This window comes from Pseudomonadota bacterium (assembly GCA_026388255.1).
Lineage (GTDB): Bacteria > Desulfobacterota > Syntrophorhabdia > Syntrophorhabdales > Syntrophorhabdaceae > JAPLKB01.
Map to the genome: position 1 here is coordinate 1 of JAPLKC010000093.1, position 15,275 is coordinate 15,275.

At 42.7% G+C, this 15,275-nt stretch carries 12 protein-coding genes, 1 tRNA gene and 1 pseudogene; 9 read left to right on the forward strand and 5 right to left on the reverse strand.

Annotated features, from left to right (window positions below; genetic code table 11):
* Nucleotides 1–2,969, reverse strand: a pseudogene (gene fdnG, locus NT178_14020) (formate dehydrogenase-N subunit alpha).
* 417 nt (nucleotides 2,970–3,386) lie between these two features.
* Complete coding sequence (locus tag NT178_14025; protein MCX5813644.1) at nucleotides 3,387–4,481, reverse strand: ATP-dependent 6-phosphofructokinase; 1,095 nt, start codon at nucleotides 4,479–4,481, stop codon at nucleotides 3,387–3,389.
* Between the two features lie 241 nt (nucleotides 4,482–4,722).
* Here NT178_14025 and NT178_14030 point away from each other — a divergent pair, with 241 nt between their 5' ends.
* Genes NT178_14030 through NT178_14060 form a run of 7 tightly spaced genes read left to right on the forward strand, consistent with a single transcriptional unit; the run spans nucleotide 4,723 to nucleotide 11,497 of the window.
* Nucleotides 4,723–5,178 (forward strand): Lrp/AsnC family transcriptional regulator, encoded by a 456-nt coding sequence (locus tag NT178_14030; protein MCX5813645.1) that lies wholly within the window; start codon nucleotides 4,723–4,725, stop codon nucleotides 5,176–5,178.
* Nucleotides 5,171–6,469, forward strand: a complete 1,299-nt coding sequence (gene hemL, locus NT178_14035) for a glutamate-1-semialdehyde 2,1-aminomutase (GenBank protein ID MCX5813646.1) — start codon at nucleotides 5,171–5,173, stop codon at nucleotides 6,467–6,469. The genes NT178_14030 and hemL overlap by 8 nt, the downstream gene beginning before the upstream one ends.
* A gap of 5 nt (nucleotides 6,470–6,474) precedes the next feature.
* Nucleotides 6,475–7,599, forward strand: a complete 1,125-nt coding sequence (gene alr, locus NT178_14040) for an alanine racemase (GenBank protein ID MCX5813647.1) — start codon at nucleotides 6,475–6,477, stop codon at nucleotides 7,597–7,599.
* Complete coding sequence (locus tag NT178_14045) at nucleotides 7,596–8,369, forward strand: ABC transporter permease (GenBank protein ID MCX5813648.1); 774 nt, start codon at nucleotides 7,596–7,598, stop codon at nucleotides 8,367–8,369. The genes alr and NT178_14045 overlap by 4 nt, the downstream gene beginning before the upstream one ends.
* A 1-nt stretch (nucleotide 8,370) precedes the next feature.
* Nucleotides 8,371–9,135: an ATP-binding cassette domain-containing protein gene (locus NT178_14050; GenBank protein MCX5813649.1), complete on the forward strand. Its 765-nt coding sequence runs from the start codon at nucleotides 8,371–8,373 to the stop codon at nucleotides 9,133–9,135.
* Nucleotides 9,132–10,136 (forward strand): MlaD family protein, encoded by a 1,005-nt coding sequence (locus tag NT178_14055; protein ID MCX5813650.1) that lies wholly within the window; start codon nucleotides 9,132–9,134, stop codon nucleotides 10,134–10,136. The genes NT178_14050 and NT178_14055 overlap by 4 nt, the downstream gene beginning before the upstream one ends.
* 5 nt (nucleotides 10,137–10,141) lie before the next feature.
* A complete protein-coding gene (locus NT178_14060) occupies nucleotides 10,142–11,497 on the forward strand; it encodes a hypothetical protein (GenBank protein MCX5813651.1) in 1,356 nt (451 codons plus the stop codon).
* 30 nt (nucleotides 11,498–11,527) lie between these two features.
* Here the strand turns inward: NT178_14060 and pfp are convergent, their stop codons facing one another.
* The 3 genes from pfp to NT178_14075 form a co-directional block, all read right to left on the reverse strand.
* Complete coding sequence (gene pfp / locus NT178_14065) at nucleotides 11,528–12,769, reverse strand: diphosphate--fructose-6-phosphate 1-phosphotransferase (GenBank protein ID MCX5813652.1); 1,242 nt, start codon at nucleotides 12,767–12,769, stop codon at nucleotides 11,528–11,530.
* Between the two features lie 355 nt (nucleotides 12,770–13,124).
* Complete coding sequence (locus tag NT178_14070; protein ID MCX5813653.1) at nucleotides 13,125–13,217, reverse strand: aurora kinase A-interacting protein; 93 nt, start codon at nucleotides 13,215–13,217, stop codon at nucleotides 13,125–13,127.
* The gene (locus NT178_14075; protein MCX5813654.1) at nucleotides 13,217–14,047 is read right to left on the reverse strand and encodes a metallophosphoesterase; all 831 of its coding nucleotides are present in this window, start codon (nucleotides 14,045–14,047) and stop codon (nucleotides 13,217–13,219) included. The genes NT178_14070 and NT178_14075 overlap by 1 nt, the downstream gene beginning before the upstream one ends.
* A 250-nt stretch (nucleotides 14,048–14,297) precedes the next feature.
* On the opposite strand from NT178_14075, the gene NT178_14080 reads away from it, so the two are divergent.
* Together NT178_14080 and phoU are read left to right on the forward strand one after the other, a co-directional pair.
* Nucleotides 14,298–14,372, forward strand: a tRNA-Arg gene (locus NT178_14080).
* Between the two features lie 209 nt (nucleotides 14,373–14,581).
* Nucleotides 14,582–15,271 (forward strand): phosphate signaling complex protein PhoU, encoded by a 690-nt coding sequence (phoU, locus tag NT178_14085; protein MCX5813655.1) that lies wholly within the window; start codon nucleotides 14,582–14,584, stop codon nucleotides 15,269–15,271.
* Nucleotides 15,272–15,275 lie beyond the last annotated feature (4 nt).

Sequence of the window (15,275 nt, forward strand, 5' to 3'; positions counted from 1 at the left end):
TGGACTTAATGATTCCGGGGTCAGGACGTTGGCGCTGTCTCCTGTGGCCATACCGGCGTAACCGAAATGCCACGGCATTCCTACCTGTTCAATGGGTTTTCCGTCAACAACGAAGGGTTTAAGACGGGAAGTAACCAGTGCGTAAGCCTCAATAGAACCTCTTTCAGTGCTTACACGAATCCGGTCGCCGTTTTTGACCCCCTTTGTCTGGGCCAGTGATCTACTTATCTCTACAAACATGTCCGGAACCATTTCTACAAGCCATGGCAGACTGCGTGTCATGCTGCCGGTTTGCCAGTGCTCGGTCATCCGGTAAGTAGTGCCGATAAAAGGATATTTGTTTATATCGCAACTGTCGTTGTTAGATAACACCACACAGGGATTGTTCTGTACTTTCGAGAGAAGATTCCTGGCCGGACTTTCAATCGGTTCATAATGTTCAGGAAAAGGCCCGTCTTTCATAGTAATAGCATAGATGCGACCAACACCTTCGGAATTCATGATAAAAGGGTTGGCTCCTTTTTCATCGTCCACAGGTGGGGCGCCTCCATCGGGTACATCCCCTTGCCACTTCTTTTCAACAGGATTCCAGACAATAACAGGACGTTTCGGGTCAAACGGTTGTCCTGCCTTATTAACAGAGGCACGGTTGTAAAGGATACGCCGGTTTACGGGCCAGGACCATGCCCATTTCGGATACATCCCAAGATTGTTGGGAAGGTCTGTGGAGTCGCGCCTGGCCATCATGTTCCCGTCTTTTGTGTATGACCCGCAATATATCCAGCAGCCCGACACTGTTGACCCGTCGTCCTGGAGCTGGGCAAAAGCCGGCACCTGATCTCCGGTTTTAAACTCCAGAGTTTTGTCTTTATCCTTAATGGCTGTATCGCGTGTAAAATATCCGTTGATTTCCCTGGCTACCCGGTGCACGTCCGGCTCATGACCATCGCCATAGTTCCATGCCATTTTTACAATCGGACCAGGGAAAGCCCCGCCCTCTTTTTTGTAAAGGGCTTTTATCTTTTTGTGGAACTGGTCGAGGATCCAGAGGTCACTTTTAGCTTCACCGGGTGGTTCTACTGCTGCATAACGCCACTGCGCCCACCGTCCGGAGTTGCTTATGCTTCCCTCTTTTTCCACGGATGCTGCTGCCGGAAGCATAAAGACTTCTGTCTTAATATCCTTTGGATTTACTCCTGGGCGCTTCCAGAAAATGGATGTTTCAGTTTCCCAGAGATCGACAGTGACGAGCCATTTGAGCTTCCCAAGCCCTTCACGGGCTTTGAGGGAGTTCGGTCCGCCTACGGCAGGGTTCATCCCCATACAAACCAGGCCTTCAATCTCTCCCTTCAAAATCTTGTGCATAGCCTGGACATAAGAATAGTTGCCGCTTCGTTTTGGCATATAATCATAACAGAAACTATTTTCAGCAGTTGCATTATCGCCCCACCATGCTTTGAGGAGGCTTATAATATATTTGCCGCCGTTCTGCCACCAGTTGGTGCTTTTAGACTCCTTTGACTTCGGGAAATATCTTCCGATGTATGCTTCGAGAGAGGTATCGCTGAAATCCGGCGATGCTATGTAACCCGGCAGAACATGGAAGAGAAGGCCGAAGTCCGTAGAACCCTGAACATTGGATTCGCCGCGCATTGCGTTTACACCGCCACCGGCGATACCTACATTGCCGAGCAGCAATTGGAGCAGGGCAGTGGCGCGCACATTCTGAACCCCGTGGGTAGACTGGGTGATGCCCATAGCGTAAAGTATGGTACCTGCCTTGTCAGGTCTTCCTGTGCCGCAGAAAGCCTGAGCAACTTTGAGGTAGTCCTCTTTTTTTGCGCCCGTAACTGAGCAAACCATATCGACAGTGTAACGTGAGTAGTGCTTTTTCAGGAGCTGAAATATGCAGCGAGGGTCTGACAACGTCGGGTCGCGACGCGCTTTCCCTGATCCGTCCAGGGCATAGGCCCAGGACTTCATGTCATAAGCCTTTTCACGGTCATCCCAGTTTGCAAACATCCCCTCCTTAAAGCCATACCCTTCGGTAACGATGAATGAGGCATTTGTATATTCTCTCACATACTCTTTGTGGATAAGGTTGTTCTGCAAAGCATAATTGATAAGCCCACCGAGAAAGGCAATGTCGGTTCCAGGTCTGGTGCGGGCATAAATATCAGCCTTTGAGGAAGTCCTTGTATAACGTGGATCTACAGAGATGAGCGTTGCCCCTTTTTCCATGGCCGCCTCGATCCATTTAAAAGAGATCGGGTGATTTGCGACAGGATTACAGCCTATGGCCATAATGCAATCGCTGTTTTTCAGGTCGTTCCAATGATTTGTCATTGCGCCCCGTCCAAAAGAAGCCGCCAGACCGGCGACTGTAGACGAGTGTCAGAGGCGAGCCTGATGTTCTAAATACACTACGCCCATGGAACGGGCGAATTTACTTTCAAGGTAGCACTCTTCGTTATCGAGGCCTGCTCCGCCAAAGATGGCAATGCCCTCGGTGCGGTTTACAGTATATAGATCACCGTCTTTCTTGTTGGTCTCCTTCAGTTTGAATGTCCGGTCACGTGTTTCTTTCATTAGCTTTGCTATCCGGTCAAGAGACCAATCCCAGGATTTTTCTTCCCATTTTTCTGAGCCTGGGGCGCGGTACATTACTTTTTGAAGGCGCCGCTCATTATTTGCCACCTGGAACATGGCTTCACCCTTTGAACACAGCGAGCCCTGGTTGATCGGGCTTGAGTCATCCCCCTCAATATTGACGATCTTGCCGTCTTTAACGTGCACGATCATGCTGCACCCAACTGCACAGAACGGGCACACAGTAGTTGTTGTTTTTAGACCTTTGGTTCGAAGCTCCGGTGAATCGAAATTGCTTGCACCGGCCGTTTTTCAGAAATCACAAGTCCGGCGGCTGCAACTCCGCCCCCAATAATGAACTTTCTTCTCGAAATATCCATAACCTCTTCTCCTTCATATGATCATTCAATCAGGTCCGGTTACGGCATATGCCGCTTATGCTCTCCATTCTTTGAGTGTTGTTATCACCGGCAGTCTGTTGTTCAAACCTTTTGTTTATCTTCCCCAAAGTTTAAATGAATTGTGATTTATAAAATACTTTACATTTTAACTGTGAATATTTGCACTCAATTATTTTTACGAGTCTATAAATAAATTTGTTATTTATTTTATCAATAATGATTAAATAAAAAGCGGCAGGTTTTTCTGAGTAACAACAGTCAGTTGTTTTCAGAAAAAAGCATTATCTCTCACAGGGTTTGCAAAAAAAAGTCTGTGCGGGCAGCAAGCGAAGTTTATTTAATTGATTGGCACTTGATGATTAACGAAGAATTATTGTTACTTTTCCCGTTTCCTGACTAATCCCCGAAAGACACCCCGATTTCCCGTGCAGTTCTTACGGTATCGCAATCAACGGAAACATTCCTTATTTTCCCGATTACCTCCTCAAGGGGGATGGCCTTTACTTCGGGAGGGTCAAGGGCTACCATAGTGCCGAATTTCTTTGCTTCAATCATCCTTACAGCGGCTGCACCGAAGCGAAGCGCTATGAGCCGGTCAAATGTCGTTGGCGATCCTCCACGCTGCAGATGTCCAAGTACGATTGATCTTGTGTCCTTTCCGGTCCTCTTAGAGATTTCTTTGGCTAAGAACTCGGCAATTCCTCCAAGCACAACATCTTGACGTCCTGTTTCGCCCATCCCTTTATCAACGGCCTGTCCTCCAAGAGAGGCTGCCCCTTCAGCAGCAACCACTATAGAGTACTTTTGTCCATGTAATTCACGATCCATGATGTGTTCGCAAACACGATCAATATCAAAGGGTATTTCGGGAATCAGGATGACATCCGCTGCACCCGATAAACCGCTGTTCAGCGCAATCCATCCCGCATGCCTTCCCATAACTTCAACCACCATGACTCGTTCATGGGACTTCGCTGTAGAGTGAAGCCGATCTATTGCCTCGGTGGCAATGCTTACTGCTGTGTCAAAACCGAATGTAATTACCGTGCCGCAAAGATCGTTGTCAATAGTCTTTGGTACACCAATTACAGGCATGCCCTTTTTGTAAAAGTCGTAAGCAATGGAAAGGCTTCCGTCTCCTCCCACTGCCACCAGACAGTCGAAATGTAGCCTTTTGAAATTTTCCACAACTTTATCCGATACATCGCGTATCTCTGTTTCGCCGGCCAGATTGGTAATGGGCATCTGGAATGGGTTTCCGCGATTTGTTGTACCCAGTATTGTGCCTCCGATATTTGCAATATGATGCACCTTGTCCGGGGTGAGAGGAATGATTTCGTCCGTGTTTAAGAGACCTGCATATCCATTTTTAATGCCGTATGTATCCCAGCCTCTGCTGTTTGCGGCCAAAACCACTGCCTCTATAACTGCGTTAAGCCCCGGTGCATCACCACCACCGGTATTGATTGCAATCTTCATCCCCTTTTCCATTTTAACCCCCTTTAATCAATATTCAATTGCCTCAAAAATACATTCTACTTTAAATTGTAAAATCATACAAGTTTATGAAAGGGGCATACCGTAAATCAGCGAAAAACAGTTTATCGCAGCAACGGTACCGTTATCAAACATCGAACAGGTAAATTATCTGTTTAATATATCTTTGCGTGGAAGATAAAAGATTATGTTTTTTATTTGAAAACCCTTTCGGGTATATGTGAAAATAAACAGCATGTATAAGATTTTGAAAAACATACCCGGTGATTTCCCAATCATTGAGAGACCATACAAGGAAATGGCAGACAAAACAAGCATTAGTGAGGTCGAGCTATTGTCCGTACTCAATAAATTTAAAAAAGAAGGCATAATACGAAGAATCGCCGCTGTGCTTTATCATCGAAGGGCTCTATACACGCATAATGCAATGGTTGTCTGGAAGGTGAAGGATGCTGACATTGACAGGGTAGGGGGCATAATGGCTTCTTTCCCTGAGGTGAGCCACTGTTATGAGAGGGAAAAGGGAGGTTACTGGGATTACAATGTATATACCATGATACACGGAAAAAGCCTGGAAGACTGTAAGGAAATTGCCGGGCGCATATCAGATAGGACCGGTATAAAAGACTTTCAAATGTTTTTCAGCCGGAGAGAATTTAAAAAGATACCGTTAAGGATGATTTATGAATAGAAAAATATCGAGTGAATTATATGCAGAAGCAAGGCAATACATGCCTGCCGGTGTAAACAGTCCTGTAAGGGCTTTTCAATCTGTTCACGATACGCCGTTTTATGTGAAAAAAGCCAAAGGTGCATACCTTTTTGATGTGGATGGAAACACCTACCTTGATTATGTTGCTTCATGGGGCGCAATAATCCTCGGACATGCCCACAACGGCCTTATTGAAGAAGTAAAGACAGCGCTTGATGAAGGCACAAGCTTCGGTGCCTGCCATCCCAACGAGATTAAACTGGCAAAGCTTATTACAGAAGCATTCCCTTCAATAAATCTTCTGAGGCTGACAAGCTCCGGCACAGAGGCAACAATGAGCGCCATAAGGCTTGCAAGAGGTTTTACCGGAAAAAACGGTGTCATAAAGTTTAAGGGCTGCTATCACGGGCATGTTGACAGTCTTCTTGTAAAAGCAGGTTCAGGTCTGGCTACCTATGGAATACCTGACAGCGGGGGTATCCCGGAAGTACTTGCAAAATGTACATATGTTGCAGATTTTAATCATATCGATACGGTGCGGAATATTGTCAGAGAAAACAAGGATATTGCCTGTATCATACTTGAACCTGTCATGGGCAATATGGGGCTTATCCTGCCCGGAAAGGGATTTCTTGAGGATGTGCAGGAGATATGCAAACAAGAAGGGATTTTACTTATATTTGACGAAGTCATAACAGGCTTCAGGGTTGCATACGGCGGAGCGCAGCACATTTACGGGATTGATCCTGATATAACATGTCTTGGAAAAATAATCGGCGGAGGTTTTCCTATTGGCGCCTTTGGAGGCAAAAAAGAGATTATGAATATGATTGCCCCTCTCGGTGATGTTTATCAGGCTGGCACATTGTCGGGCAATCCCATTGCAGTAAGAGCAGGGATTTATGTGCTTGAGCATCTGAGAAAAAACAGCGACATATATAGTTCAATGGATAAAAAGATTGAAATGTTAAAAACACAGTTGCTTCAAATTGCGGATAAGTTCGGTATTCCTTACAAGATTAACCATATTACCGGGATGTTCACAGGATTTTTCTCCGAAAATAATGTCAACGATTACGAGGCCGCTCTGACATCAAACCGTGCGCTTTATGAACAGTTTTTCAAATTAATGCTTGAAGAGGGAATATTTTTTGCTCCAAGCCCATTTGAGGCTTCATTCTTAACAGCCTCTTACGGGGACAAGGAATTATTGAGGACCATAGATGCCTGCGAAAAGGTTTTTAAAACGCTTAAAGGTTTTTATAAATGATTGAAATGAAAAACCATAGAGCTACTGCATATATAGATTTAAAGGTTCTTGAAGAAAATTATTGGATGATAAAGTCACGACTGCCTGTGGATGTGAAAATACTCTGTGTCGTGAAAGCCGATGCATATGGCCACGGTATGATTCAAGTCGCCGGAAAACTTGCATCTATAGGCGCGGATTACTTAGGTGTTGCATTAATCAGTGAGGGTATGCACCTAAGGTCTCATAACGTGAGTATCCCGGTGCTTGTGATGGGCGGCATGATGCCCTGGGAGGACGTTCAACAGGCATTAGACTATGACCTTATGCTCGTTGTACATGATATGGATATGTTAAAAAGGATAAAGGATGCCTGTACACTTCAGGAAAAATCTATCAGTATCCATCTGAAAGTTGATACCGGGATGGGAAGGCTTGGTTTTCACCCTGATAATATGCCTTCTGTGATTGAGGAGATAAAAGGCTCAAAATATATCAAGGTGGAAGGCTTAATGAGCCATTTTTCTTCTTCAGAGATAAGGGATGCATACGGGATGGCGCAGGTAAAGGCTTTTAAATATATTTTGCAGTTGTTCCAAAATAGTGGTATTAAAACAGAACTTTCTCATATGGCAAATAGCGGGGCGATAAGTAATTATCCTGAAGCATATTTCGACATGGTCAGAGTCGGAATCAACCTTTACGGATCTTGCACTGCTGTTGAATTAAAAGAAAAACTCCCTGTTAAGCAGGTAATGAAGCTGATATCAAGGATTGCATTGATAAAAGAGTTTCCTTCGGGATATTCGCTGAGCTACGGGAGATCTTATACTACGGAAAAGAGTGTAAAGATAGCATGTATACCTGTAGGTTATGCTGACGGTTATCCGAGGGCTCTATCAAACAAAGGTTCTGTATTGATAAGAGATAAAAGGTGCAATGTGGTTGGAAAGGTTTGTATGGATTGGATATTGGTTGATGTTACGGATATTGAGGACGTACATGCAGGCGACGAGGTGATTTTACTGGGAAGAGGCAATACCGACACAATTACTGCCGACGAGATAGCGCAGTTGACAGGTACTATCCCTTACGAAATACTCTGTAAAATATCCGGGAGAGTCCCGAGGATTTATCACGAGGCATTATGAATAATAGTATTCTAAGAAAAATATTGATCCCTGGTATAGATTTTTTAAAAGAGACCGGCAATATAGGGATGTTTTTTATTCAAAGCATCTACCTGTGTTTCAGGAGACCCTTTAAACTTGACTATATACTCAAACAGATGGAATTTATCGGTGTAAATTCGGTTGCGGTTGTAGTGGTTTCCGGCGGATTTATCGGGATGGTTCTTGCTTTGCAATCATATCATGGCTTCAGGCGATTTGGCTCTGAAGGGCTTGTCGGGGTTACTGTGGCATTAAGTATGACTCGTGAACTTGGTCCTATTCTCACAAGCCTGATGGTTACCGGCCGGGCAGGTTCTGCAATGGCAGCGGAACTTGGTTCAATGAGAGTGACCGAGCAGATAGACGCATTAACAGTCATGGCCCTCAGTCCGATAAAATATCTTGTTGTGCCCAGGGTTATTGCATCTTTTTTGATGCTTCCTGTTTTAACCATCATATCGGACTTTGTCGGGATTGTCGGCGGTTACCTTGTAGGGGTTAAGCTCCTGGGGATTAACGAAGGCGCATTTATCAACAAGATAATTAAGTACCTTAACCCTGAAGACATATACAATGGTCTTGTGAAAGCAGCCTTTTTCGGGATTATTTTGAGTGTTATCTCATGTTATAAGGGTTTTTACACAAAAGGGGGCGCGGAAGGCGTAGGCCGGTCAACTACTGAGGCTGTTGTTTTTTCGAGCCTAATGATATTGATATCGGATTACGTATTGACTTCTTTGATGTTTTAACATGGATGATATAGCCATAAGATTAATAGATATCCATAAAAGCTTCGGTAATCAAAAAGTGCTTGATGGAATAAATCTTGAGATAGAAATAGGGAAAACTACGGTAATAATCGGAAAAAGCGGAGGCGGGAAAAGTGTTCTGCTGAAGCATGTAATCGGACTTTTAAAACCGGATAAAGGCGAAATATGGATAGACGGTGTTGAAATTACAAGATTAAACGAGAGAGATCTGAATGATGTACGAAAAAAGTTCGGAATGCTTTTTCAGGAAGCAGCCCTCTTTGACTCTATGGATGTTTTTGATAATATAGCCTTCCCGCTGCGTGAACGTACGAAGATGACTGAAACAGAAATAAAGGGGATTGTTGAGGATAGGCTCAAGCAGGTTGGTCTTTTTAATGTTACCGAAAAGATACCGTCCGAACTGTCTGGCGGTATGAGAAAAAGAGTAGGACTTGCAAGAGCCCTTGCCCTTGATCCGGGTATAATACTATTTGATGAGCCGACGAGCGCCCTTGATCCTATTATATCGTTAACAATATTGGATTTAATAAAGGAGACTCAGACATATTTTAAAAAAACATACCTTGTAATAAGCCACGATATACTCGGTATGTTCAGGATTGCCGATAAAGTTGCCATGTTGAGCAATGGCAGGATTATAGAATACGGAACGCCCCTTGAAATAAAGCAAAGCAGCAATGATGACACCAGGGAGTTCTTGAGGGCGACAAAAATACCGGGGTTTGCAGGAGGAGATATATGAATAATAAAATAATTTCCACTGAATTGAAGGTGGGCATACTGGTTCTTGTCGGGATTTTGATGCTTTTTTATATGTCATTCAGGATTGGAAGGTTCGGGCTATTCCGGGAGCAGGGGTATGAGCTTTTTGTGACCTTCAGCAACGCAAGCGGCCTTGATGTTAAAACGCCTGTCCAGATTGCCGGTGTTGCTGTAGGGAAGATTAAAGAGATTGTGCTTGACGGCTACATGGCCAAGGCAACACTTACCATAATGAAAAGCGTGAAAATACCGGCTGACAGCAAAGCGGCAGTGAAATCACAGGGTGTTCTCGGAGATAAATTTATCGAAATCATACCCGGACCGGGAAAAGCGTTCCTGGCGCAGGGTGGAATAATTGAGAACGTAATACAGGCGCCTAATTTTGATGAAATCTTTACAAATGTCAGTACGGCTGCAAAGAACTTTGGCGACACGATGAGCGAATTCAAAGGATTAGTGGGCGAGAATGAAAGGGTTAACATAAAAAGAAGCATTGAGAATATCCAGGTAGTCAGCGGTGAGTTTAAAGACCTTGTTAAAGAGAATAAAGAGAACATAGGCCGTATTGTTGATAATGCCGACGAAACATTAACAGGACTCAAGGTAATTGTGAAAAATGTAGAGGATGGGAAGGGGACACTGGGTCTTTTGGTTAAGGATGATAAACTTTACAAAGACGCAAAAGATGCTGTCAGCACGATAAAAAGCATTACATCCGATATAGAACAAGGGAAGGGTACAATCGGTAAGCTTGTTAAGGATGACGCGATATATGCGGACGCAAAGGATACGGTAAAAAATATAAAGGATATTACAGACGGCATAAAGAAAGGCGAGGGCTCGTTAGGAAAGTTTGCAAAGGATGACAAGTTGTATAACGAAACGGAAAAGGCCGTGAGAAAGGTTCAAAGGGCAGCGGATGGCATCTCGGAAATGACGCCTGTTACGATCCTTGGCACGATTTTCGGCATGTTCTTCTGATTTTAATGTGGAAATTTGTTTTTCTCCTTATACTTTTCCCCTGCACTCTACAGGCATTTTGGCCTGTATATTGGGAATTCGGGGGAGAAAAGAGGTTCTTCGGCCCCCTTGTTTCTTATAAACAGGAAAACAATGAAACCAGCCTTACAATAAGACCATTCCTCTTTTCTTATGATTCCAATGAGGGAGGGATTTATAATTATCTTTATCCTCTTGGAAAATCAGCTAAAGATAAATCATATTTTCTGCCTTTTTACCTCTCAAAAGGCTTATCTCAGTCCGACAGAGCTGCTTCGGATGAAAGAATTCCATCCCAGCCATCTGATACGTCATTTCTGCTGTTTTTTCATGGCACATCATCTAAGGGGGTCTACGGCGGGATATTTCCATTTTATGGAAAACTCTATGACAGGTTTGGAAAAGACGAAATGGGGTTTTGTATGTGGCCCTTTTACAGTTATACTGAAACTGACGAGGCGAAGAAAACGCATATCCTCTGGCCTTTCATTTCTGTTTACAGCGGTACAGAAAAAGGTTTTAAACTGTGGCCTTTATTCGGGACAAAACAACAGGAGGGGATAAAAAAGTCAAGTTTTTTTCTCTGGCCCATATTTTATAAGGAAGATAATTATCTTGATTCAGATGAGCCAACAGAAAAATTCTATGCCATACCTTTTTATCTGTCATCAAGATCGAAAACAAGAGATGAACACATGATTATGTTCCCTTTGTACTCATATTCGAAAGACCAGTACAGGGAAAAAACAAAGATCCTCTGGCCTGTTTTTTCGTTCACAAAAGGCGATGATATGTCAGGTTACAGCATTTTCCCGCTGGTATCGTCGGAAACACGGGAATCGTACAGTACTTTGAGCATATTGTGGCCTGTTTTGTACAACCAGTCGGAATGGTCTATAAGGGACAGGCTATATACAAATAAACGGGTGTTATTGTTTAACAGGTATGTGGATGATGAAGATGGTATTTATTTTAATGTTTGGCCTTTATTTGAACATCAGGAAAAGCAGGGACATACTGACGTAATTATGCCGTCTTTACTGCCTGTAAGGTCTCCCGATATTGACAGAATTATAAAACCACTTTTTACAATAATGGAACATCGTACGGAAGGAAATAAAAGCATGACAAGTTTTTTCTACGGGCTTATTACAAGGGAAGAAGAAGATGATAACAACTGGAAGATGAGGTTTGCATTTCTTTTTGAGCTTAAAAAGGAATCGGGCTATGTGGGCTATGAAATCCTTTCAGGATTATTCGGTATAAATAAATCGCGGGTAAAAATACTCTTTATACCCTTTAATCGTGGCAACAGCGAATCAGGTATAAAAAATACTGAATAAAAGTTTTGCTGATCTGAATCAGAATGACTGTTACTTGAGCAGATAATCGAATTTCGACCTGAATTCTTCAGGTTTTAGCTTTGCTGTACTTGCAATATGTTTTAAACGATCTCCTTCAAAATCTTCCTTCTCGATTCTAATCATATATTTCCTTGCAACTTCATATGTTTCGGAATTGATATCTACCTTCCGTACTTTAGAGCCGCCACATGAATCCAGCATTTCAGTAAAAGAGATGGGGATAATATGGTCCTCATACACAGCTATCATCGAACCTGACCCGCCCTTCAGAAGGAAACGTATTGCACCGTATCCGAGGTTTCTTGTGTATTCAATGTCGTATGGTATAGGGCTTGCTGCCCTTAATTCATATCCTATGTTCATACTGACAATAGGGGCGGATATATCCATGTCATGGAGGTTCTTCCTTACGAGTGATTTGAGAATCCTGCCGAGTTGAATATCGGACAGCCTTGTTTTACCGGATATTTCATCCTTTTCGACATTTTCGCATCTGCTAAGCTCTTCTTCATCAAACTTTTCAGCTAAACCTTCAGCTATGATAGCAACCCCGTAATCTTTTCCCATGGAGAGCCTTTTTATTATTGAACCGGTCAGGATATCGGCTATTTTTTGTATTGAAACCTTCTGCTCTGTAAACTCTTCAGGGATGAGCGATATCGTTGAGCCGGATGCCTTGCCGATTCCAAGGGCCAAATGGCCTGTATGTCTTCCCATGGTGCTGATGAAATACCATCTTCCCATTGTCCTTGCATCTTCAATTATATTGTTGACAAGCTCGACTCCAACATGCCTTGCGGTCTGATATCCGAAGGTTGAAATGCCGCCCGGTAAGGGAATATCATTGTCTATTGTCTTTGGAGTATGAACAACGTTTATGGAACCCCTTCCTTCTCTCTCTATCCAGCTTGCCATATAGAGGGTGCCCTCACCCCCTATTGTTATAAGATATTTTATACCGATCTGCTTCAGTGTAGACAGCAAGGTTTTAAATTTTTGACGGGCGTTTTCCGGGGCATCACGGGATGTTCTGAGGATCGATCCACCTGTAGCATGTAGTCTCGAAACATCATCAATTGTAAGCGGGATAATGCAGTCTTTGTTTCCATCGAAGAGGGGCTTGAATCCCCCTATAATGCCGACAACCTTTTTCCCTTGATTTACAGCTTCAATTGTTGCGGCGCTTATGACTCCGTTAATTCCAGGCGCTGGCCCACCGCCAACTATTATTCCGACTGTATCTTTTGCCATATGGGTTTATTTTGCATTTTTCTTTCTGTATTTGCAAGCTTTTTATTGAATATTTTAAAATCAGAGTCTCTTGCAAAAGTATCATTAATTGCCTTTTTTTGTCGTGCTTGTGCAAGCAACATTCAGTGAATTCAAGGTCTTCTGGACTCCGGCTTCCTCCCAGGATCACCCGCAAGCGGGTACCAGCTTGCGGGGCAGGCTTAGTGACGGCATTTTATAGTTTTGCAAGAGGCTCATCGGTTAAGGTTTTATCAGATTTTATTTTGATAATAAAATTTTGCCCATCTTCCCGGTAGTTATGGAAACTGCGAAGATGGGCAAAATTGACAAAGGAAATATAGTGATTATGTGATCCTTATTTTCTCCGTTGGTGTCTCGTTCTTTTTCTTAGCTTTCTATATTTATGTTTTCTAATTTTCTTTTTTCTCCATTTTAAAACACTACCCATTATTTCACCTCTTTTTTTATAGAAAATTTGTCTTTTGGATATTCGTTCATGTCATAAACGGTGAAAATATAACCTCCATTTTCTCTTTTTGCAATAGTATAATGAAAGAAACCTCCATATTCTTCATCGAATGTGAGAAGACGCGAACCTCCACCGCCTGTGGTAACATATATAATTCCGTCTTTTTCGATTCTGTTATACAGATGTTCGTGACCTGCAAAGACAACATTTACGCCACTTTTAACAAATAAATCGTGAAGAGCGTCTCTATCCACCATATGCCTGTCAAGACAGTAACCTTTGCCGAAGGCCGTTGGAAATAGAGGTTTGTGAAGAAATACAATTTTATATAGCGAGTTCTTCCTAAGCTCTTCTCTAAGCCATTCCAACTGTTTTCCGGTTATCCTGCTTGTCTCTCCGGGCGTTTCCGTGGAAAGCACAATAAAATTAGTGTCTTCTGTAGACAGAGAATGGTAGACGGGTTTTCTTATTAAATTACCGTATATTTTTAGTGATTTAGCGCTATTGATGTCATGATTTCCGGGTGCTATATAAAAGTCGTAATTGTTCGATGTTAGTTCCAGAAATCTACCCCATTCTTTCTCGTTTCCGGGCCTGTCGATAACATCTCCAACAAGAAAAATGGTATGTATACCTTTTTTGCTTATTATATCAAGAAATTGTTTATATACGGATTCCGTAGTTCCTATTTTTGTATCGCCGATGATTGCATAGGAAGAAAAATCCTTAGAAAATACCGTAAAGGGCAATAATAAAACACAAATAGCGAATACGATTAATAATTTTGCATGATATGTAGGCCGCCGCATTGTCTGCCTATCATACTAAATATTTCTTATATTCGCAAATGGTTCATGAGTCAGGCAGGGCAGAATGTGTATTCCCGGCCTTATACCAAGTTGCAAATGAGGGCAATTTGGTATTACAATGTTTTTCAACAAGTCCCTGTCAACATAGCCTGCTTTGCTGACTATATTGAAAGTTTTGAATCTGAAACCCCTGTTTCAACGATGTTTATATTGAAAGGGCATATAAAAATAGATATAATAAAAACTCCATGCGCCTGTAGCTCAATCAGGATAGAGCAACGGACTTCTAATCCGTAGGTTCCGCGTTCGAGTCGCGGCAGGCGCGCATAAAACTTACAATATCCAAGGTGGTTACAAGGCGGTTAGACAATATATATTCTAACTGCCTTTTTTATTTTTAATAGTGTATTTTGTGAACAGGTGGTATCTTTTGTTCTCTAATCCGCAGGCCTTGAACAGGCAGGAACATTCTGTTGTAATGAAAGAAAAAAATTACTATAATCTTCTGGTCAAACTATAAGGAGGCTTCCCGTTATGGAAATTATGGAAGGACATATCTATAAGGCATTTGATATGGAGCTTAGAGAATTAAAGGAGAAGATTCTCCTTGAAGGTGGACTTGTAGAAAGGGCGATACAGGATGCTATTAATGCCCTTCTTGAGAGACGTTCAGAGATTGCAGAAAGAGTTATTGAGAATGATGATGTGGTTAACGCAAGGGAAGTAGAAATTGACGAGTTCTGCCTGAAACTGCTTGCTCTCCGGCAGCCTGCAGCAAGGGATTTGAGACTCATCACGACAGCTATCAAAATTAACTATGATCTTGAAAGGATCGGGGATCTTGCCGTAAATATATGCGAGAGAGTGCTTGAGCTTAACAAGGAACCGCAGTTAAAACCTTATATAGATATTCCTACTATGGCAAATATTGTGCAGATTATGCTCAAAGAAAGCCTGGATGCCTTTGTGAAGGAAGATGTGGAACTGGCATTAAAGGTAACAAATGACGATGAACGTGTTGATCAGCTTCTCGACCAGGTTTTCAGAGAACTTCTTACATACATGATGCAGGATATGAGGACAATTTCAAGGGCAACACGGGTAATGTTCATTTCAAAGTCTCTGGAAAGAATAGCTGACCACGCTGTAAATATTGCCGAACTTGTCATATTTATGGCCGAGGGGAAGATAATAAGACACATTAAAAGCTCCCCCGAGGAATAGGCCC

Excerpts from the sequence above, each read along its gene's own strand:
- NT178_14030 (MCX5813645.1), top strand. The coding sequence starts at position 4,723 with ATGTATAAGATTTTGAAAAACATACCCGGTGATTTCCCAATCATTGAG.
- pfp (MCX5813652.1), bottom strand. The coding sequence starts at position 12,769 with ATGGCAAAAGATACAGTCGGAATAATAGTTGGCGGTGGGCCAGCGCCT.
- NT178_14025 (MCX5813644.1), bottom strand. The coding sequence starts at position 4,481 with ATGGAAAAGGGGATGAAGATTGCAATCAATACCGGTGGTGGTGATGCA.
- NT178_14050 (MCX5813649.1), top strand. The coding sequence starts at position 8,371 with ATGGATGATATAGCCATAAGATTAATAGATATCCATAAAAGCTTCGGT.
- NT178_14055 (MCX5813650.1), top strand. The coding sequence starts at position 9,132 with ATGAATAATAAAATAATTTCCACTGAATTGAAGGTGGGCATACTGGTT.
- hemL (MCX5813646.1), top strand. The coding sequence starts at position 5,171 with ATGAATAGAAAAATATCGAGTGAATTATATGCAGAAGCAAGGCAATAC.
- NT178_14060 (MCX5813651.1), top strand. The coding sequence starts at position 10,142 with ATGTGGAAATTTGTTTTTCTCCTTATACTTTTCCCCTGCACTCTACAG.
- phoU (MCX5813655.1), top strand. The coding sequence starts at position 14,582 with ATGGAAATTATGGAAGGACATATCTATAAGGCATTTGATATGGAGCTT.
- NT178_14075 (MCX5813654.1), bottom strand. The coding sequence starts at position 14,047 with ATGCGGCGGCCTACATATCATGCAAAATTATTAATCGTATTCGCTATT.
- alr (MCX5813647.1), top strand. The coding sequence starts at position 6,475 with ATGAAAAACCATAGAGCTACTGCATATATAGATTTAAAGGTTCTTGAA.
- NT178_14070 (MCX5813653.1), bottom strand. The coding sequence starts at position 13,217 with ATGGGTAGTGTTTTAAAATGGAGAAAAAAGAAAATTAGAAAACATAAA.
- NT178_14045 (MCX5813648.1), top strand. The coding sequence starts at position 7,596 with ATGAATAATAGTATTCTAAGAAAAATATTGATCCCTGGTATAGATTTT.